The sequence below is a fragment of the Arthrobacter sp. D1-29 genome (genome assembly GCF_054130585.1).
Genome location: NZ_CP096383.1, coordinates 4,251,262 through 4,269,859 on the forward strand (window position 1 = coordinate 4,251,262; position 18,598 = coordinate 4,269,859).

15 protein-coding genes and 1 pseudogene are annotated in these 18,598 nt (G+C 66.9%); 6 read left to right on the forward strand and 10 right to left on the reverse strand.

The genetic code is table 11. The features are described from left to right. Positions 1 to 86 precede the first annotated feature (86 nt). Genes M1E17_RS19295 through M1E17_RS19305 form a run of 3 tightly spaced genes read left to right on the forward strand, consistent with a single transcriptional unit; the run spans position 87 to position 3,137 of the window. Positions 87 to 1,664, forward strand: a complete 1,578-nt coding sequence (locus tag M1E17_RS19295) for a molybdopterin-dependent oxidoreductase (protein ID WP_457963528.1) — start codon at positions 87 to 89, stop codon at positions 1,662 to 1,664. Positions 1,665 to 1,700: 36 nt separating this feature from the next. Beyond that, complete coding sequence (locus M1E17_RS19300; RefSeq protein WP_457963529.1) at positions 1,701 to 2,717, forward strand: asparaginase; 1,017 nt, start codon at positions 1,701 to 1,703, stop codon at positions 2,715 to 2,717. A gap of 42 nt (positions 2,718 to 2,759) precedes the next feature. After that, positions 2,760 to 3,137 (forward strand): sterol carrier family protein, encoded by a 378-nt coding sequence (locus M1E17_RS19305; RefSeq protein WP_457963530.1) that lies wholly within the window; start codon positions 2,760 to 2,762, stop codon positions 3,135 to 3,137. A 137-nt stretch (positions 3,138 to 3,274) separates the two neighbouring features. Here the strand turns inward: M1E17_RS19305 and M1E17_RS19310 are convergent. From M1E17_RS19310 to M1E17_RS19320, 3 genes and pseudogenes are all read right to left on the reverse strand, one after another. After that, positions 3,275 to 3,541 (reverse strand): annotated as a pseudogene (locus tag M1E17_RS19310) (hypothetical protein); the annotation flags it as partial. A 27-nt stretch (positions 3,542 to 3,568) separates the two neighbouring features. After that, positions 3,569 to 4,582, reverse strand: coding sequence for an endonuclease domain-containing protein (locus tag M1E17_RS19315; protein WP_457963531.1), 1,014 nt, complete (start codon positions 4,580 to 4,582; stop codon positions 3,569 to 3,571). Between the two features lie 207 nt (positions 4,583 to 4,789). After that, on the reverse strand, positions 4,790 to 5,551 hold the full coding sequence (locus M1E17_RS19320; protein WP_457963532.1) for an SDR family oxidoreductase: 762 nt from the start codon (positions 5,549 to 5,551) through the stop codon (positions 4,790 to 4,792). Between the two features lie 131 nt (positions 5,552 to 5,682). Here M1E17_RS19320 and nboR point away from each other — a divergent pair, with 131 nt between their 5' ends. Continuing rightward, positions 5,683 to 6,297, forward strand: coding sequence for a nicotine blue oxidoreductase (nboR, locus tag M1E17_RS19325; RefSeq protein WP_457963533.1), 615 nt, complete (start codon positions 5,683 to 5,685; stop codon positions 6,295 to 6,297). Here nboR and M1E17_RS19330 read toward each other — a convergent pair whose 3' ends face one another. From M1E17_RS19330 to M1E17_RS19360, 7 genes are all read right to left on the reverse strand, one after another. Then, positions 6,298 to 6,945, reverse strand: a complete 648-nt coding sequence (locus M1E17_RS19330) for a uracil-DNA glycosylase (RefSeq protein ID WP_457963534.1) — start codon at positions 6,943 to 6,945, stop codon at positions 6,298 to 6,300. A gap of 3 nt (positions 6,946 to 6,948) precedes the next feature. After that, positions 6,949 to 7,929, reverse strand: a complete 981-nt coding sequence (locus M1E17_RS19335; protein ID WP_457963535.1) for an aldo/keto reductase — start codon at positions 7,927 to 7,929, stop codon at positions 6,949 to 6,951. A 7-nt stretch (positions 7,930 to 7,936) separates the two neighbouring features. Further along, the gene (locus M1E17_RS19340) at positions 7,937 to 10,843 is read right to left on the reverse strand and encodes a molybdopterin-dependent oxidoreductase (protein ID WP_457963536.1); all 2,907 of its coding nucleotides are present in this window, start codon (positions 10,841 to 10,843) and stop codon (positions 7,937 to 7,939) included. Positions 10,844 to 10,846: 3 nt separating this feature from the next. Further along, the gene (locus M1E17_RS19345) at positions 10,847 to 11,857 is read right to left on the reverse strand and encodes an FAD binding domain-containing protein (protein ID WP_457963537.1); all 1,011 of its coding nucleotides are present in this window, start codon (positions 11,855 to 11,857) and stop codon (positions 10,847 to 10,849) included. Then, entirely contained in the window at positions 11,848 to 13,242 is a 1,395-nt protein-coding gene (locus M1E17_RS19350) for an XdhC family protein (RefSeq protein WP_457963538.1), read from the reverse strand. The genes M1E17_RS19345 and M1E17_RS19350 overlap by 10 nt, the downstream gene beginning before the upstream one ends. 108 nt (positions 13,243 to 13,350) lie before the next feature. Further along, positions 13,351 to 14,850: an NCS2 family permease gene (locus M1E17_RS19355; RefSeq protein ID WP_457963539.1), complete on the reverse strand. Its 1,500-nt coding sequence runs from the start codon at positions 14,848 to 14,850 to the stop codon at positions 13,351 to 13,353. Between the two features lie 14 nt (positions 14,851 to 14,864). Then, the gene (locus M1E17_RS19360; protein ID WP_457963540.1) at positions 14,865 to 15,359 is read right to left on the reverse strand and encodes a nucleoside deaminase; all 495 of its coding nucleotides are present in this window, start codon (positions 15,357 to 15,359) and stop codon (positions 14,865 to 14,867) included. Between the two features lie 416 nt (positions 15,360 to 15,775). Between M1E17_RS19360 and M1E17_RS19365 the strand changes: the two genes are divergently transcribed. Continuing rightward, positions 15,776 to 17,149 (forward strand): 8-oxoguanine deaminase, encoded by a 1,374-nt coding sequence (locus M1E17_RS19365; protein ID WP_457963541.1) that lies wholly within the window; start codon positions 15,776 to 15,778, stop codon positions 17,147 to 17,149. Positions 17,150 to 17,307: 158 nt separating this feature from the next. Further along, positions 17,308 to 18,552, forward strand: a complete 1,245-nt coding sequence (ligD, locus tag M1E17_RS19370) for a non-homologous end-joining DNA ligase (protein WP_457963542.1) — start codon at positions 17,308 to 17,310, stop codon at positions 18,550 to 18,552. Positions 18,553 to 18,598 lie beyond the last annotated feature (46 nt).

The window sequence follows — 18,598 nt, forward strand, 5'->3', positions numbered from 1 at the left end:
CCAAGCGTACTTTGCCCACCCGGCTGGCTCCTAAGCTGCCTCCCTGCCGGAGCAATCCCCACAGCCCTCCGTTACGAACCAGAGGCATGATCAAGCTCCTGAACTGGCTCAAGGGCCCCACAGCGCTGGCGGCTCTGGCCGGCGTGGTGGCTGCCGCCGTCGTCCTGTCCGTAGCGGAGCTGATCGGGGCGTTCTTTACGGCGCGGGCAACTCCCGTCATTGCGCTCGGCTCCACCTTCATCGATTTCACCCCGCCGTGGATGAAGGACTTTGCCATCGCCACGTTCGGCACCAACGACAAGGCTGCGCTGTTTGTGGGCATGGGCCTGACCATTTTCCTGCTGGCCTGCGTGCTGGGGGTGGTGGCCTACCGTCGGTGGGTGCTCGGCGTGGCGGGAGTGCTGCTGATGGGCTCTGTGATGGTGGCGAGCGTTGTGACCCGGGCCAGCGTCAAGCCGCTGGATGCCATCCCCACCCTGGCAGGCACGCTGGCCGGGCTGGTGGTGCTGCGCCTGCTGGTTGCGCCGCTCTGGCGAATGAAGGCATGGCCTGATGCCCCTGCGGACACTTCATCCAAGGACCCTGAGCGGCCGGCCAGCACCCGCCGCGGCTTTTTCGCAACCGCCGGCATCACGGCGGCAGCCGCCGGGGTGGCGGCAGTTGGCGGCCGGCTCCTGGGTGCTGCCCGCAGCAACATTAATCAGGCCCGGGGAGCCCTGCGGCTTCCTGAGCCGGTCAGGGCTGCGGCCGCGGTTCCGGCCGGGGTTCAGTCGGCGGCATCCGGCGTCACTCCCTGGGTCACGCCCAACAGTGACTTCTACCGGATCGACACCGCGTTGAGCGTGCCCGAGGTCAACGCCGATGACTGGGAGCTGCGGGTCCATGGACTGGTTGAGGAGGAAATTCGCCTCACGTTCCAGGACCTGCTCGACGCCGACCTCATCGAATCGCACATCACCCTCACCTGTGTCTCCAACCCGGTGGGCGGGAACCTCGCCGGGAACGCCACCTGGCTGGGCCTGCCCATTCGTGAGGTCCTCCGGCGCGCCCGCCCCAAGGACGGCGCGGACATGGTGCTGTCGACGTCGGTTGACGGCTTCAGCGCCTCCACGCCTTTGGAGGTCCTCCAGGATGACCGCGATGCCATCCTTGCCATCGGCATGAACGGGGAAGCGCTGCCGCTGGAGCACGGCTACCCGGTCCGGATGGTGGTTCCCGGGCTGTACGGCTTCGTCTCCGCCACCAAATGGGTGGTGGACCTGGAGGTGACGCGTTTTGAGGACAGCAAGGCCTACTGGACCCAGCGCGGCTGGTCCGAGCGCGGCCCCATCAAAACGATGGCGCGTGTGGAGGTCCCCAAGTCCTTCGCCAAGGTCCCGGCCGGGCGCGTGGCCATCGGCGGGACGGCCTGGGCCCAGACCCGTGGCATCACCAAGGTGGAAGTCCAGATAGACAATACCGACTGGGCCGAGGCAACACTGTCCACGGAGGCGTCCCTGATCACGTGGCGGCAATGGTCCTTCGATTGGGACGCCACGCCCGGGCCGCACTACATCAAGGTCCGGGCCACCGACGGGACAGGCGAGGTACAGACGGACCAGCGCGCTGATCCGGTCCCGGACGGCGCCTCCGGCTGGCAGTCGGTCATGGTCACCGTGGAGTAGCCCGGCATTCCGGATTGCGGCCCCTAGACTGGCATTATGCCCCACAACCCCCATGCCACCTTTACCGTGGACTCCGCCGTCGAACTCGCCGTTGTTGAACGCAGCGGCTTTGTGGAGTCCCGGCACATCGGCTCCGCCGTGGTGCTGGCAGCCGACGGGTCCGTGGTGACCGAACTTGGTGACATCACCACGCCCATCTATGCGCGGTCCACGCTCAAGCCGCTGCAGGCGCTGGCCGCCATGCAGTCGGGCGTGCCGCTGCGCGGTGCCCAGGTGGCGCTTGCGTGCGCCAGCCATGTGGGATCCCTGGACCACATGGACGTGGTGGAGGGCATGCTCAAGGCCGCAGGGGCCCGCGAGGACCAGCTCCAGTGCCCCGACGCCTGGCCGCACGACGAGACGGCCCGGGACTGGCTGGTCCGTTCCGGTCGCGGCAAATCCAAGCTGGCCTTCAACTGTTCCGGCAAGCATGCCGCGTTCCTCTGGGCCTGCACCGAAAACGGCTGGGACACCCACAGCTACCTGGAGCCCAACCACCCGCTGCAGCAGCGCATCCGGAGCGTGATCGAGGAATACGCCGGCGAACCGATCGCGCATCTGGGAATCGATGGCTGCGGCGCCCCCGTAGCGGCCATCTCACTCCTGGGGCTGGCCCGTTCCTTTTCGAGGCTGGCCAAGGCCCCGGGGGACAAAAACGCCAGTGCCCGCGCCGCCACAATTGCCACGTCCATGCTGGACTACCCCTGGGCGGTGCAGGGCCGCGGCGAGGCCAACACCATTGTGATGGACGAGTTGGAGGTCATCGCCAAGATTGGCGCGGAAGGCGTCCTGGCCATGGCCACGGCGCAGGGTGTGTCCGTGGCCGTCAAGATGCTGGACGGCAACCTCCGTGCCACCTCGCTGGTGGGCCTGACGCTCCTCGCGGCTGCCGGCGCCGTGGACATCCCCGGCGTCTCCAGCGTCCTGGAGAAAGTCGTGGAACCCGTGCTGGGCGGCGGGCGGCCGGTGGGGAAGATCCGGCTGGGACCTGCCGTCTCGGCACTCCTCGACTGATCCTGTTCCAGACCCCTATCCCCATCTCAGGAGGCCGGCCGCATGGCTGTAGCGCGCCGTCGTATTGACGTTGAAGAAGGCAAGGCAGCGCTGGCTGCCTGGCAGGAAGCTGCCGCCACGCCGTCGGACGTTTCCGTCCCGCGTACCGTCACCGCAACCGCCGTCCGATACACGCTGGAGGAGGTCACCGCCCGGGCGCCGGGCAACTCGGTGGAGGTGCGGGTGCCGCCGTTCGGGGTCACCCAGTGCGTGGAGGGGCCCCGCCATACCCGGGGTACGCCGCCCAACGTTATTGAGTGCGACGCCGCCACCTGGCTTGCGATGGTGACCGGCCAGTTGAGCTGGGCAGACGCGGTGGAGGCGGGCCGGGTTGCGGCCTCCGGTCTCCGCGCCGACCTCTCCGCCCTCCTCCCCCTCTAACCCCCCGAGTTTTTGTCCATTTGTGGCGACTTTGAGGCACTTTTGCCCGCCACAAAGGGACAAAAATTCCACGGGTTTTAGGCGCCGGCAGCCCGCCCCTTGAGGGACGGGCTACCTTGGGCGGTGGCGGCGGAAAGCTATTCGCCCGCTGCAGAGCCTGAGGGTGAATCAGGGACGGCGGCTGCCGGGGACCTCCTGCTCATCTGGAACTCGGGGATGTCGCCCGGGTTCGGGCCGCCCCGGAACTTTGGCGAGGGCGCCTGGCCATCGCTGAGGCGCTCCAGCTCCTGGTCCTCAAAGACTTCCTCCACGCCCAGCATGATGGCGGAATCATGGTTGGTGATTTCGCCCTTGAATGCCCGGACCATCACACTGCGGTCGAACTGGCCTTCCCATTTTGAGACCGGGACACCTTCCCGGGCCTCAAGGGGTCAGCGCTGCCAGCCCTGCTTCCGGAGCGCCTGCTTGACCCTCGATGCCACCCATCCCGGGCCGTGTTCCATATCGATCCTGTTGATCTTCACCTGACGCCATCCTGCCTCCGTCACCCGCTGGTCCCGGTAGGCATCCATCGCCTGCTGTTCGGGAGTCAAATGATGGAGGCCGTCGTATTCCACACAGGTACGGAATGCGACGCAACCCAGATCGGTCCACACCGGGCGGTCAAGGACGTCATCGACCGGGCAGTTCGGTACGAACTCGGGAAGCCCCGCGTCATCCAGAAGGAGGCGCAACCGGGTCTCAGGAGGCGAATCCACGCCCACCCGCAATGAGTCGAGGGCGATCCGTGACCTGCGAACTCCGTGCAGGCTATTGGCGTGTTCCACGAACTGGCGAAGTTCCGCCAGCGGCACAAGAGCCATTTTCCGGGTGTCAAACGTCCTTGCGTGTGCACTGACGATCGCATCGCCGGCCACGATGAGGTCGTCGACGGGCAGGACCGAGCCGAGATCCACCCAGGTTCGAGCCACCGTGGTAACTCGCAGGCCGTCGACTTCCGTAAGGTCGCCATCCCTGATCTTTAGCCGGTGCCCCGCGATGCCTCTGCGTCGGGGCAGCGTCCCGCCGCCTTGCCGTGCGAGATGGAGAAACCGGCCGGGCTCGCGGAAGTGAGCCCCGCTCTTCTTTCCCCACGGAACTGGTTCGACGGCGGCAGTTACCGGCGCGCCGCCGTCGGGCCTGAACTCCGCCCAGGGCGGAAGTGGGAGGCCGTGAACCTCCGCCGCGCTCACAAGACAGGCAAATGTATCTGCATGCAGTTGGGTGTGCGATCGGACGAGGGCATGGAGGTTTTGTTCGCTGGACTTGGGAACCCTGATTCCGCGGCTTGGCAGGAGCAGGTCAGCGGCCTTCAGCCTGCTGGCGGACACCCCTTCCTGAATAGCCTCCGCGGCGGCAAAGGGCCGCGCTCTCATCGCTTCCGGAAGGGGCACCAATCTGTTCATAGTTCAATTCAGGCACCCCCACACGGACAATTTGGAGTTATCCACAGGGCAATCATCCCCACCAGGAGTTTTTGTCCATTTGTGGCGAGTTCCAGTCGCGGGAAGTCGCCACAAATGGACAAAAACTCCAAAAGGGGAGGGCCTGGGAGGAACGGGGGTGGGGGGAACTGGGGAGGGACAGGAGGGGTGCGGCCGGGAATGGAAGGGCTAGCCTCGTCCGATGAACGGCATGCCGGCCGCCGTTACTACCAGGGAGCCTACGGTGGCCGATGGCGGCATGTTGGCCATCAGCAGCACCGCCCGGGCTGCTTCCTCCACCGGAAACGTTGGTTCCACCCGACGGCTGCCGTCTGCCTGGAGCGCGCCGGGGCCTCCTCCAATGTTGTCCATGATTTCCGTGGCCGTGTTGCCGATGTCGATCTGGCCGCAGGTAATGCCAAAGCCACGCCCGTCCAGTTCAATACTCTTGGTGAGGCCCGTCATGGCATGCTTGGTGACCGTGTAGGCCACCCGCTGCGGCCGCGGGGAATGCGCAGCAATGGAACCGTTGTTGATGATCCGCCCGCCGCCCGGGTCCTGCGTCTTCATCAGCCGGACCGCTGCGGCCGCACAAAGCATGGAGCCCGTCAAGTTCACGGCCACCGTTGCCTCCCAATCCGGAAGGGAGATCTCGTCGACGCCGCCGGCAGGGCCGAACGTCCCGGCGTTGTTGAAGAGCACGTCCACCCTCCCCCACCGCATGCGGGCTGCCTCAAAAAGGCGCTCGACGTCGTCGGGCCGGGTGACGTCGCACGGTACAGCCAATGCCTGCGAATGGCCTGCTGCGGCTTCGAGCAACTGCTGCTCCCGGCGGCCGGCAAGGGCAACGGCGTACCCTTCAGCCAGCATTAGCCGGGCGACGGCCCGGCCGATCCCCGAGCCTGCCCCGGTGATGACTGCCACCCTTGGGCTGTTCTGATTGCCGTTCATCCATACTCCTCTGCGCGGGTCTAGGCCTTGCCAAGGATTTCAATAGGCAAGATGCATCTCTCATGATACGGAAAGTAGCAGAACCACCCACAGCCAGGAAGAGCTGCCGGAAACTCCGTTAGGGTGTGCTTATGGGCAATGGCAGCAACACGCGGACAACGGGCGTCCTGCTGGCCGCTGGCGCGGGAACGCGCCTGGGGATGGGACCAAAGGCCCTGCTGCCGTACCGCGGCCGGCCTTTGGTTGAGGCCATCGCCGATGCGTTGCTGGACGGCGGCTGCCGCGAGGTGGTGGTAGTCCTCGGCGCCAGGGCAGCGGATGTCAGCACAACAGCCCACCTTGACCGCTTCCGGACGGTGGTGAACCGCAACTGGCAGTCCGGAATGGGCAGCTCCTACCTGCTGGGAACCAAATCTGCCGACCCCGCGGACCATCTGCTGATTGCCCTGGTGGACCAACCCGGCCTTACCACCCGGACGGTGGGCAGGCTCCTGGCTTTCCACCGGCCAGGACGGATCACCGCTGCTGCATATAACGACGGCGGCCCCGGTGGCGTGCTGCGGCGCGGGCACCCGTTGCTCGTCGACGTCGCGCTCAGGGACGAGGTGGCAGCGACAGTGACGGGCGACGCCGGCGCACGCCTCTACCTTCAGGCCCACCCCGAGCTGGTGGACGAAGTGGATTGCAGCGACCAGTCCACCGGAGAGGATATTGACACTCCGGAGCAGCTCCACCTGTTGGGGTAGTCACTGCTCCGCACCGGCGAGGAGCAACTCCCCCAGTCCCCGCTTGAACCCGGACCGCCCGCCGTGGGAGGGGTGCCGCACCTTCGGCGCGTCCACACCGCTCCGAAGCAGGCTGCGGTGCGCCACGTTGCCCACAGCCACCACGGTCTCGATGCGGAACACTTCCGTCAGCGCCCGCCAGAAAGCAGTTCCCAGGTTAGCTTCCGCAGCCGTGGGCGTGCGGTTGGACTGGGGCCGGCCTGCGAGATGGGTGTGAAACGGGCACGCACTCCACAGCAGGGGAAGGAATTGCAGTTCCGCCAGAACCTCCCACATCACCGTTGCGGTTGGCTCGGATGCGACCCCTGAAGCCTCCGGTGGCAGCGAATAGCCCTTTCCCGGCCCAAACAGTCCGAAGCGGTTGGCTGGCCCCTCGAACATGGTGCGGTTCGTGAAGGGAACACCGGTGATCCTCATGCCCCTGAAACCCGGTGCCTCGCCCAGCAGCAGCACCTTGGGCGAGCGGTCCAGCATTTCCTGCAGATAGATTTCCAGGTTGCGCCGGCGCTGGGCGTTGGCCGGGACAGCGGTATCAAAGAAGTTGTTGCGGCCAGGCGCTGACGGCACGGAAGAAAGCCCCTCCACAAAGGCGCCGACTCTAGTGCTCATGTGCTACCAGCGGGGATGGATGGCCTCGCGGAAGTAGTGGTCGTAGATCCAGCGGACGCCCTCGTCGAATTCCTCACCCAGTGCAACTGAACCTGCAGCAGCATTGGCCTTCGCCTGATCCACGGTGCGGGCGCCGGGGATCACGGTAGTGACGCCGTCCTGGGCCGCGATCCAGGCGATGGCCGCCTGTGCCGTGGAAGTCCCCTCGGGAACAAGCTGTTCGAACTCGGCCACGGCCTTGAGCCCCAGCTCGTAGTCCACGCCGGAGAACGTCTCGCCGACGTCGAACGATTCTCCGGTGCGGTTGAAGTTGCGGTGGTCGTTCTCAGCGAAGGACGTGTCCTTGGAGTATTTGCCGGACAGGAGGCCCGAAGCCAGCGGAACCCGGGCGATGATCCCCACGCCTGCCGCCTTGGCGGCGGGGAGCACCTCGTCCAGCGGCTTGAGCCTGAAGGCGTTCAGGATGATCTGGACGGACGCCGTCCCCTTGTGGCGGATGGCTTCCAGGGCCTCGTCGGTACGCTCGACGCTGACGCCGTAGCTGCGGATGGCACCTTCGGAGACCAGGGTGTCCAGGGCGTCGTAGACCTCGTTATTGCTGTACACAGCGGTGGGCGGGCAGTGCAGCTGGACCAGGTCCAGTGAGTCGGTGCCGAGGTTGTGCCGGGAACGGTCAACCCACTGCCGGAAGTTGGCCAGGCTGTAGTTCTCCGGCTGCTGCTCCAGCCTGCGTCCCATCTTGGTGGCCACGGTGATGTCAAGCCCGGGGTTGTCCTTCAGGAACGTGCCGATGGCCTGCTCGCTGAGGCCATCGCCGTAGACGTCAGCCGTGTCAAAGAATGTGACGCCGGCTTCCACGGAGGCTGCCAGGATGGCCTGGGCCTGGGACTGGTCCACGTTGCCCCAGTCGGCACCCAGCTGCCAGGTGCCCAGACCCACGATGGAGACATTCCGTCCTGTCTTGCCTAATTTGCGCTGTTCCATCCCTCGACTATATGGGTTGCGGACTTGACTCGCGGGTAACCTTGGCCGCGTCCCGGAGGCCAAGGTAGATCTTGTCCCGTGCGATGGGCAGCTCGGCAAACCGTACTCCCGTGGCGTTGCGGATGGCATTTGCCAGCGCCGGAGCCACCGGATTGAAGGGGCTTTCGCTCATGGACTTAGCTCCGAGCGGGCCCAGTTTATCGTTGGTGTCGGCGAAGTACACCTCGCTTCGGGGCACGTCTGCGAAGGTGGGGATGTGGTACTGCCGCAGGATATCCGTGGTGACGCGGCCGGCGTCGTCCACCACCACTTCCTCATACAGTGCGGCACCCAGGGCCTGGGCAATTCCGCCCTCGATCTGGCCGCGGCACTGCCGCGGATTGACCACCACGCCGGCGTCGGCGGCCTGGACGCTTTGCAGGATCCGCAGCTCCCCTGTCCCCCGGTTTGCCGCAACCCGGAACCCGTGCACGTTGAACGCCACGGACCGCGGCGTCCCGCCCCAGCGCCCTTCTGCGGCGAGTTCGACGCCGGCTTCCGCAGCCGTGCGCGCCAGTTCAGCGAGCGGGACGGGCGTTCCCTCGCAGATGACGGAATCGCCGTCCAGGACGCAGCCGGAGGACTGGACCTGTTTGATACCGGCGGCGAACGCCCGGATCCGGACGGCCAGCTCCTCGGCTGCCGCCAGGGTTGCCTTCCCGGCCACCACGGTGCCCGTCGAGCCAAACGCGCCGGTGTCGTGCTCGATCAGGTCGGTGTCGGATTGCCGCACCTGAACCCGCGAGGCCGCCGTGGACAACGCGGTGGCGGCAAGCTGGGCATGCACGGTGGAGGTACCGTTGCCGAACTCAGCAGTGCCGACGTCGGCCTGGTATGTGCCGTCCGGGAGGAGCCGGAGCCTGGAGTGGGCGAAGTGGCCGCGCGGCGGAACGGTGTCAATCATGGACAGCGCCGTTCCTTCACCGGTGACCCAGTCCGGGCCGAGGTCATCGAGCCCCGCAGCCCGGTACCGCTCGGCACCGCGCTCCAGTGCATCCCTGACCAGCTGCGTGCACTGGTCCAGGCCGTAACTGCCGTATAGGACGTCCTCCTCAGGATCCGGATGGGTGGACAGCATGTGGTCGCCCTCCCGCACCATGTTGCGGCGGCGGAACTCCAGGGGATCCATGCCAATCCCGATGGCGAGTTCGTCCATGGCCGATTCGATGGCAAAGAACATCTGGCTCAGGCCATAGCCCCGGAACGCCCCCGAGGGAACGGTGTTGGTGTAGACCGCCTGGGCGTCCACTTTCTTGTTGGTGCAGTTGTACACGGCCAGGGATTCCCCGCAGCCGTGGAACATCACGCCCGGGCCATGGTTGCCGTACGCGCCGGTGTTGGTCAGAACGTCCAGCTGCAGCGCGGTCAGCGTGCCCTCCTGGCTGGCACCGGCCTTGAGCTGGATGGTGAACGGGTGCCGGGTGGTGGTGGCTGTGAACTGTTCGCTGCGCGTCAGCTCAAGCTGGACCGGGCGGCCAAGCTTCAAGGCGGCCAGCGCCACGATGTCCTCGGTCAGCACTTCCTGCTTGCCGCCGAAACCGCCACCCACCCGTCCTGCCACCACGCGGACCTGTTCCTCAGGCAGGCCGAAGACCCGGCAGAGGGTGCGCCGGACCAGGAATGGGACCTGACTGGAGGTGCGCACCTGCAGCCGCCCGTCCTTATCCAGGGAAGCGATGGCAGCGTGGGTCTCCAGCGCCACGTGCTGGACGCGCTGCGTGCGGTAGGTCTGTTCGTGGATAAAGTCCGCAGCCGCGAAGCCCTGCTCCACACTGCCCAGTTCGGAGTGCAATTCGGCCACCACATTCTGCTCCGGCCGGGCGATTCGGGCGGCAGCACCGTCCTTGTCCCCGTGGACGGCGGGCGCGCCGGGACGGATGGCATCCTGAGGGGTGAAGACGGCCGGAAGTTCCCGGTACTCCACCTTCACCGCCCGGGCGCCTGCTTCGGCTGCGGCCACGGATTCGGCCACGACGGCGGCAACGCGCTGCCCGATGAACCTCACCACGTCATCAAGCACCCGGGTATCGTCCGGATCATCGGTGTACAGCTCGTGCTGGGCAGTGGAAAACAGCTGGGCCGGAGCGTCCTGGTGCGTGAACACTGCCACCACCCCGGGCACCTTCAGCGCAGCTTCCGTATCGATGGAAAGGACCTTGGCGTGGGCGTGCGGCGAGCGCACGAGTTTCAGGTGCAGCAGCCCCTGCAGCTGATCGCCGGATAGCCCGCCGTTTTGATGCTGGTCCCCGTGCAGCCCGTCCTGCAGCCCGTCTTGCAGCCGGTCGAGGGGAACGTCCAGTGTGTAGCGGGCAGTGCCTGTGACGATGGCGCGGCTGGCGGGAGCGGGGACGTCGTCACCCAGTTGCCCCGGGTGGGGCTCCGGCTGGCCTTCGCCGCCGATTCCGGAACCCTGCCCTGCCGGATCAGGATGCCCGGCGTGGCCGCAAATGGCGTCCCCGATGGCCCGGTAGCCCGTGCAGCGGCACAGGTTGCCCTTGAGGCTGCGGGGCAGGTTGTCCTTCTGGTCCTCGGTGAAGGTGGCGGCCGTCATCACCATCCCGGCCGTGCAGAAGCCACACTGGAAACCCTGGCGCTCCAGGAACTGCTGCTGCATGGGGTGAAGGCTGCTGCCCCCTGCCCCGGTGCTGGCGGCCAGGCCTTCGATGGTGGTTACTGCATGTCCCTCGGCCCGGACGGCCGGGTAGATGCAGCTGTGGACAGGAGTGCCGTCTACATGAACGGTGCATGCTCCGCAGTCCCCGCCGTCGCAGCCTTTCTTAACGCCCAGGGTGCCCTGCTCCCGGAGGAAGGTCCGCAGGCATTGCCCGGGGCGCGGTTCAGCCGCCGCCGGGGTGCCATTGATTTCGATAGCCATTCCTCAGGCCCCTTCCTGTGGTGCAGCTGTCTGATGGGCGGCTGTTTGCGGTGCAGCTGTCTGAGGGGCGGCTGTTTGCGGTGCAGCTGTCTGAGGGGCGGCAGTTTGCTGTGGAGACCTGTGTGGCGGCCAGAAATCCCCCGAGACGTTGGCGGGCGCCGTGCCGGCCGGGGCTGCCAGCTCGGCCCGGATTTCTTCCGCCAGCCGGTAGGTCATGTCCCGCCGCCAGGCAGGCAGGCCATGGATATCGTCGTGGTACAGGCCCGCAGGAATGGCGTCGTCCAGCGCGGCGGCCAGCCCGGCAGCGTCCGGCAGTTGGCCGAAGCGCAGCTGCACAGGCCGCTTGGTGGCGGCGGTGACGGTCAGGACAAAGGAGGTGCCGCCGTCGAGCCTTCCGATCAGCAGCACTCCCGACCGGCCCAGGTTGCTCAGGGACAGCCGGCGGAACGCCACCCGTGCGGAAAGGGCCGACGCCGGGAGGTGGACGCTGCGCAGCAGCTCGCCGGGTGCCAGGCTATTTTGCCCGTCCCCGGTGACGAAGCCGGCCACCGGAACCGTGCGGCTGGCGCCGCCCGGGCCAAGGATGGTGGCCACCCCGTCCAGGCCGGCGCATAGCGAGATCACGGGCCCGGCCGGCAAGGAGGTACAGAGGTTGCCGCCCACAGTTGACATGTTCCAGACCTTGAAGGACGCCACAAAGGAATCGCAGCAGGGCCTGATGAGGTCAAGGGCGGGCCAGTCCGTTCGGCGGGATGCAAGAGTGTCCGGCAGGCCGTAGAGATCTGCGACGGTGCAGGTAGCGGAAAGCTCGATGCCCGGCCCGGATTCCCCGTCCACAGTCACCGCGTGCCACCCGGCCGCGCCCAGATCGAGCAGGCGCCTTGGCGGCTGCGGGCCGAATGCATAGCTGCCATAGGAGAAGAGGACAGTGCCGCCTGCCAGCCAGGCATCGCCGTCGCGCCAGTCGGCCGGGTCCGCAGTGCGGACCACCGCCTCGATGGTGTTCATGTCCATGCTGTCTCCTGCTGTACAAGGGGGTTCGGGACAAGGGGGTTCGGGGCGGGCCGCGCGGCGGCCTGCTGATGGTCGGGCGCCTGATGGATCAGCGCCTGATGGATGGGGCCCGCGGTCTCCCTGAGGGGCTGGTGGCTGGCGGCCGGGTTGCGTGCTGCAATGATTTCCGCGGCAACGGATACGGCCACCTCGGCCGGCGTCACAGCACCGAGGTCCAGTCCAAGGGGTGAATGCAGCTGCGCTATCTGCTCAGGGGGCACCCTTGCAGCCAGGAGGGCGTCCACCCGCTGGAGGTGGCTGCGTCTGGACCCCAGGGCGCCGACGAAGGCAACGTCCAGGGCCAAAGCAGCTTCCAGGAGCGGGATGTCGAACTTGGGATCATGGGTCAGGACGCAGATCACGGTGCGAGGATCGAGGTGTCCTGCTGCCGCTTCTGCTGCAAGATACCTGTGCGGCCAGTCTGTGACCACGTCATCTGCGGCCCGGAACCGGGCCTGCGATGCGAAGGCTGGCCGGGCATCCACCAGTGTGACGCGGTAGCCGAGCAGCTTGGCGGCCGGCACCAGTGCCGCACTGAAATCGTTGGCGCCAAAAACCAGCAGCCTGGGTGGGGGCAGCCGGCTTTCCACCAGCAACGTGACAAGTTCGGGTGCTGGAGAGTGCCCCTGTGAAACACCGGAGGGGGACACCGTGCAGCCGTTAGGTGGTGCCAGCCTGACCAGCCCTGTCCGGCCGCCGCGAAGCAGCGGTTCAAGCTGCGCGGCGGCCGAAAGCAGGGCATCGTCAGGGGTTGTGCTGCGCTCAGGGGTGGTGCCGGTGGTGCTGCCGGTGCTGAGCTCGGTGATGCTGCGGCCGGTGGCGGTGGGGTTCGGGGCCGTGTCCGGCGCCAGCTCCAGAAGCCGGGCGATTCCGGCAGAGCGGGCCACCTGGAAGGTCCCCGGATCATGGACCACCACCAGCCCGCGGCCGTTGGCGTCCACCCGCCGGATCACCGCCACCGGCCCGTCCGCCGGGACGCCGCGCAGATGCTGGAGCGTCTCCACTCCGGCATCCGGCCGGGTTCCCTCGGCGGCCAAGGCCTCAATGTGCACCTCCAGTTCGCCACCGCAGGTGAGCCCGACGGCGAAGGCATCGGCGGCGCTGTAGCCAAACCTCTCAAGGCGGGTGGCGCCGTCGTTCATTGCTTCGAATGCCAGCGCCACAACCGCCCCTTCCACACAGCCGCCGGAGAGGCTGCCCAGTACGGCACCAGACTCTGAGATGAGCATGGACGTCCCTACCGGCCGGGGAACGGAACCGCTGACATGGACGATGGTGGCTACGGCGCAGCGGTTACCGGGCAGGCCTGCTGTCCAGCCGTTGAGCGAAGGAATCAGGTCGAGCATGGCGGCACTCCTTCCGCAGTGGTGTCCATATTCTCGTTCTTATCGGGGTTGGGGCCAAGCATCGCCGGATCCGCTAAGGATGCCGGCACGTCGGCACGGGCGTGAGACTCAGGCGCCCAGCAGCACGTTGATCGGTCCGCGGGCGAAGTACACCAGGAATCCCGCGCTGACCACCCACATCAGCGGATGGATTTTCTTCGCCTTGCCCGACGCTGCGCCGATGATGGCCCAGGAGACAAAGCCCACGCCGATGCCGTTGGCGATCGAGTAGCTCAGCGGCATGGTGACAATGGTGAGGAACGCCGGCAGGGCCACCGAGAATTTGCTGAACTTGATCTCGCGGATCTGCGCCATCATCATGGCGCCCACCACCACCAGGGCAGCCGCCGCCACCTCGAGCGGAACAACGCTGGTGAGCGGCGTCAGGAACATCGAGCCTAGGAACAGCACGCCGGTGACCACCGAGGCCAGGCCGGTGCGGGCGCCTTCGCCGATCCCGGCCGCGGAGTCGATGTACACAGTGTTGGATGAGCCGGAGGTGGCCCCGCCTGCCACAGCCCCGAGGCCTTCGACGATGAAGGCCGGCTTGAGGCGGGGGAACGTGCCGTCTTTGTGGGCCACGCCGGCGCTCTTGGCGAGTCCTGTCATGGTGCCCATGGCGTCAAAGAAGTTGGTGAAGACCAGTGTGAAGACCAGCATGGTGGCGGCCAGGCCGCCGATCCTGCCGAAGGCTCCGAACATGTCGAACTGGCCAACGAGTCCCAGGTCCGGGGCGGAGACGAGCTGCCCGGTGAGGACCGGGGTATTGAGGTGCCAGCCGCCGGGGTTGGTGGCGCTGGCGGGGCCGATCTTCATGGTGGCTTCCACCACGGCCGCCAGTACGGTGGTGCCCACGATGCCGATCAGCAGGCCGCCCTGGACTTTGCGCGCAACCAGGATGCCCATGGCCAGCAGGCCAACGACGAATACCAGGGTGGGGATGGAGGTGATGGAGCCGCCGTCGCCCAACTGCACGGGCGGCCCGCCGGCCGTGGCACGGATGAAGCCGGAATCCACAAAGCCGATGAAGGCGATGAACAGGCCGATCCCGACGGTGATGGCGGACTTCAGCTCCTTGGGCACGGCCCGGAAGATGGCCGTCCGCGCACCGGTGATGCCGAAGAGCACGATCAGGATGCCGTTGATCACCACCAGGCCCATGGCCTCGGCCCACGTAACTTCCTGGATCACCGAAACCGCCAGGAACGAGTTGATGCCGAGCCCGGCGGCCAGGCCGAACGGAAGGTTGGCCACGAGCCCGAACAGGATGGTCATCACACCGGCCGTCAGCCCGGTTACCGCGCCCACCTGGGCCGCAGAGAGCCAGCCCCCGGCGACATCGGTGGGCGCATTGTCCGCCGTGAAGCCGCCCAGGATCAGCGGATTGAGGATCACGATGTACGCCATGGTGAAGAAGGTGACCAGGCCGCCGCGGAATTCGCGGGCCAGGGTGGAGCCGCGCTGGGTGATCTGGAAGAAGCGGTCCAGGACGTTCGACGCCGGAGGTTGGGGCCTGCGTGCGGGCTGTGGAGCCGGATGCTCCCCGTGGGATTGATCCAGGATGGTCATCTCTGCCACCGGCCCTAGTAGTCGATCCTGGAATCGAGCGTGTTCCACGTGTTGAACGGCTCCAGCGGCGCGGGCCCCCGGTGATCGTCCAGCGTGAGCTTGGCAACCGGCATCAGGGAATCCCGGTCCCTGTTCTCGAAGTACTCGTAGAACACGGCGTCGTCGAAGCCGACGGAGGCGGCGTCGTGCCGGTCTGCGGCGAACACCACGCGCTCCACCCGGGCCCAGAGCGCGGAGGACAGGCACATGGGGCAGGGCTCGCAGCTGGTGTAGAGGATGGCGCCGCTGAGGTCGAAGGTGCCCAGTTCCCGGCAGGCGGTGCGGATCGCTGTGACCTCGGCGTGCGCGGTGGGATCGTTGTCGGCAGTGACGCGGTTGACGCCGTCGAACGACTGTCCGTCAGCCGTGACGATCGTGGCGCCGAAGGGCCCGCCGCTGTTCAGGACGTTGGCCGTTGCCAGCCGGATTGATCTGGCCAAATACTGCTCGGCCGTGACGGTGGTACTCATGATGCGACTTCCTTATTGCCGGGAAGCCTGTTGCCGCTTGCAGGACCAGTAGAACCAGGTGCGACGGTTACCAGGCTTCAGCATGTGCTGTGAAGGTTTAGTTGCGCCTGGTAGATAGCTTCCCGTCAGTCCGGGTGCCCGCCTTTGGCAAGTTCGAGATTAGCACCATGGTGTGGCCTGCGCCATAGTTTTCTGGAATTTTAATTTCGCAATGTGAAATCCATGTTTCGCAGTCTTCACTGTTCCCTTCACTGTCCAGGGACCCGTGGTCACATTCTCCGGACGTTGACGCAGGTCAGGATCGTTCCCTAGGCTGATCCCAACCCGCCGCCGCTCCGCAGCCGCGGCTACCTGGATCAGCAGACAGGGCCTCACTGAGCTGGAATCACCGCCACTACGCTCAGACAAGGACAGCCATGACCCACCCCCTTCCCGCCAGCCCCGCGCCCCGCCTCTGGATCAGGAATCCGCAGGCCGCCTTCACCGCGAATACCCTGGACGCTTCCGGCGGACTTGTGGTCAGCGGGGGCGTCATCGCGGAGGTTCTTGCCGCCGGGCAGCAACCCGCGTCACCCTGCCAGCAGATCTTCGACGCCGGAAACCACGTGCTGCTGCCGGGCCTGATCAACACCCACCACCACTTCTACCAGACCCTCACCCGCGCCTGGGGTCCGGTGGCGAACGCGCCGCTGTTCCCCTGGCTGCAGAACCTGTATCCCGTCTGGGCCCGGCTGACCCCTCGGGACCTCGAACTGGCCACCACCGTTGCGCTGGCAGAACTCCTGCTTTCCGGTTGCACCACCGCGGCCGACCACCACTACCTGTTCCCGGACGGCCTGGAACACGCCATCGACGTGGAAGTGGACGTGGTCCGCCGGCTTGGCATGCGGGCAACGCTGACGCGCGGTTCCATGACACTGGGAACGGACGACGGCGGCCTGCCGCCACAGTCCACCGTCCAGGCTCCGGAGGTGGTGCTGGCGGACAGTGAACGCCTGATCGGCCAGTACCACGAGCGGGGCGGGGATGCGGTTATCCAGATTGCGCTGGCGCCCTGCTCGCCCTTCTCGGTGACGAAGGAGATCATGGCCGAAAGCGCGGCGCTCGCCGGGCGGCTGGATGTCCGACTGCACACGCACCTGGCCGAAACGCTGGACGAGGAGGACTTCTGCCGGGAGATGTTCGGTCTGCGCACGGTGGACTATCTGGACAGCGTTGGCTGGCTGACCGACCGCACCTGGCTGGGCCACGGCATCCACTTCAGCGACGCCGAGATACGCCGGCTGGGAGCCGCGCGCACCGGCGTCGCGCATTGCCCCACCTCAAACATGCGGCTGGCATCCGGCACCGCGCGGATCCTGGAACTGGAGGACGCGGGAGTCCCCGTGGGGCTGGGGGTGGACGGCTCGGCGTCGAACGATGCCTCCAACATGATCCTTGAAGCGCGGCAGGCGCTCTACCTGCAGCGCCTCCGGTACGGCGCTGACGTCCCGGTGGAGCGGGCGCTTGGCTGGGCGACGCGCGGCTCGGCGGCGGTGCTGGGCCGCCCGGAACTGGGCGAGCTCGCACCCGGGATGCAGGCGGACCTCGCCCTGTTCCGGCTGGATGACCTCCGCTTCTCCGGCAGCCACGATCCCATTGCCGCGCTCCTGCTGTGCGCGGCGGACCGGGCAGACCGGGTGATGGTTGGGGGCCAGTGGCGGGTTGTGGACGGGCAGATCCCGGGCCTGGATATTGCCGGGCTCATCGCAGAGCACTCCGCGGCGGCCCGCCGGCTGGTGGCGGGCTAGGCACGGCGCCGCCGGTTCGACGGTTCCCTGCGCACACGACTTAGCGTCCCGCCGTCGTGCCTGGCAGGGGAACCGTGCATGTCAAGGGGACCGTGCCTGCCAGGGGAACCGTTGAAGGGGGCCTATGCGGCGGCAGCAGACGTTGCTAGCGTGGCGGCATGAACCCGTCGAAGACCCCGGCCGAGATTCTGGACATTGACGGCGCTGAGGTCCGCATCTCAAGTCCTGACAAGGTGGTGTTCCCCGAGCCCGGGCTGACCAAGCTGGACCTGGTGCGCTACTACCTTGCGGTTGCGGACGGTGCGCTGCGCGGCGCCGGCGGCCGGCCCATGGTACTCAAGCGCTTTCCGAAGGGCATCGACTCGGAACCGTTCTTTCAAAAGCGCGTCCCCGAGAACCACCCAGAGTTTATCGACACGGCAACCCTGCACTACTCCTCCGGGACGTCAGCCGAAGAGGCCGTGATCCGTGATGCTGCCGGCCTGGCGTGGGTGGTGAACCTTGGCTGCCTGGATCTGAACCCGCACCCGGTGCGCGCCGAGGACCTGGAGCACCCCGATGAGCTCCGGGTGGACCTTGATCCGATGCCGGGGGTTGACTGGTCACAGATCGTTGATGTCGCTTATGTGGCGCGGGAAGTGCTCGACGACGTGGGGCTGGTGGGTTGGCCGAAAACGAGCGGATCCCGCGGCCTGCACATCCTGGTGCGTATCACGCCGCAGTGGTCGTACCGCGACGTGCGGCTCGCGGCCGAGACCCTCGCCCGCGAGGTGGAGAACCGCGCCCCGGGCCTCGCCACCGCCCGGTGGTGGAAGGAGGAACGCGGCGAGAGCGTGTTTGTTGATTTCAACCAGAACGCGAAGGACCGCACGGTGGCATCGGCCTACTCTGTCCGGGCGCTGCCTGATGCGCGGGTTTCGACGCCGCTCTCATGGGACGAGGTCCGCTCCACCCGGCCGGAACAATTCACAGCGCGCACCGTCCCGGAGCGCTTCGCCGAGGTGGGCGATCCCCACGCCGGGATCGACGACGCGGCCGGCAGCCTCGACGGGCTCCTCGCTCTGGCGGCTGAACTTGGCCCCGCCGAGAAGGCGCCACGCAGCGGTGACGGTTCCGGCCGCCGTCAGTCCGTGATGCCGCTGATAGAAGTGGCCCGCACCAAGACCAAAGCGGAGGCCAACGCGGCCCTTGACGAGTGGAAGTCCCGGCACCCCTACGTCGTCCCGGCCCTGCACCCGGCCGACGTGCTCATCGACGGGATGCGTGGATCGAGCTCACTCTGGTACCGGGTGCGGGTGAACCTGCAGCACATCCCCGAATCCGAGCGGCCGCCACAGGAGGAACTCATCGCGGACTATGACCCGTGGGCTGGCAAGGAGTGGCCGGGCCGCCCGCTGTCCTGACGCCGTCGAGACTCTATTTACCTGGCGACACGCAAAAAGCTTGGCG

Coding starts and splice junctions, on each gene's coding strand:
- M1E17_RS19295 (WP_457963528.1), top strand. CDS start 87: ATGATCAAGCTCCTGAACTGGCTCAAGGGCCCCACAGCGCTGGCGGCT.
- M1E17_RS19300 (WP_457963529.1), top strand. CDS start 1,701: ATGCCCCACAACCCCCATGCCACCTTTACCGTGGACTCCGCCGTCGAA.
- M1E17_RS19305 (WP_457963530.1), top strand. CDS start 2,760: ATGGCTGTAGCGCGCCGTCGTATTGACGTTGAAGAAGGCAAGGCAGCG.
- M1E17_RS19315 (WP_457963531.1), bottom strand. CDS start 4,582: ATGAACAGATTGGTGCCCCTTCCGGAAGCGATGAGAGCGCGGCCCTTT.
- M1E17_RS19320 (WP_457963532.1), bottom strand. CDS start 5,551: ATGAACGGCAATCAGAACAGCCCAAGGGTGGCAGTCATCACCGGGGCA.
- nboR (WP_457963533.1), top strand. CDS start 5,683: ATGGGCAATGGCAGCAACACGCGGACAACGGGCGTCCTGCTGGCCGCT.
- M1E17_RS19330 (WP_457963534.1), bottom strand. CDS start 6,945: ATGAGCACTAGAGTCGGCGCCTTTGTGGAGGGGCTTTCTTCCGTGCCG.
- M1E17_RS19335 (WP_457963535.1), bottom strand. CDS start 7,929: ATGGAACAGCGCAAATTAGGCAAGACAGGACGGAATGTCTCCATCGTG.
- M1E17_RS19340 (WP_457963536.1), bottom strand. CDS start 10,843: ATGGCTATCGAAATCAATGGCACCCCGGCGGCGGCTGAACCGCGCCCC.
- M1E17_RS19345 (WP_457963537.1), bottom strand. CDS start 11,857: ATGGACATGAACACCATCGAGGCGGTGGTCCGCACTGCGGACCCGGCC.
- M1E17_RS19350 (WP_457963538.1), bottom strand. CDS start 13,242: ATGCTCGACCTGATTCCTTCGCTCAACGGCTGGACAGCAGGCCTGCCC.
- M1E17_RS19355 (WP_457963539.1), bottom strand. CDS start 14,850: ATGACCATCCTGGATCAATCCCACGGGGAGCATCCGGCTCCACAGCCC.
- M1E17_RS19360 (WP_457963540.1), bottom strand. CDS start 15,359: ATGAGTACCACCGTCACGGCCGAGCAGTATTTGGCCAGATCAATCCGG.
- M1E17_RS19365 (WP_457963541.1), top strand. CDS start 15,776: ATGACCCACCCCCTTCCCGCCAGCCCCGCGCCCCGCCTCTGGATCAGG.
- ligD (WP_457963542.1), top strand. CDS start 17,308: ATGAACCCGTCGAAGACCCCGGCCGAGATTCTGGACATTGACGGCGCT.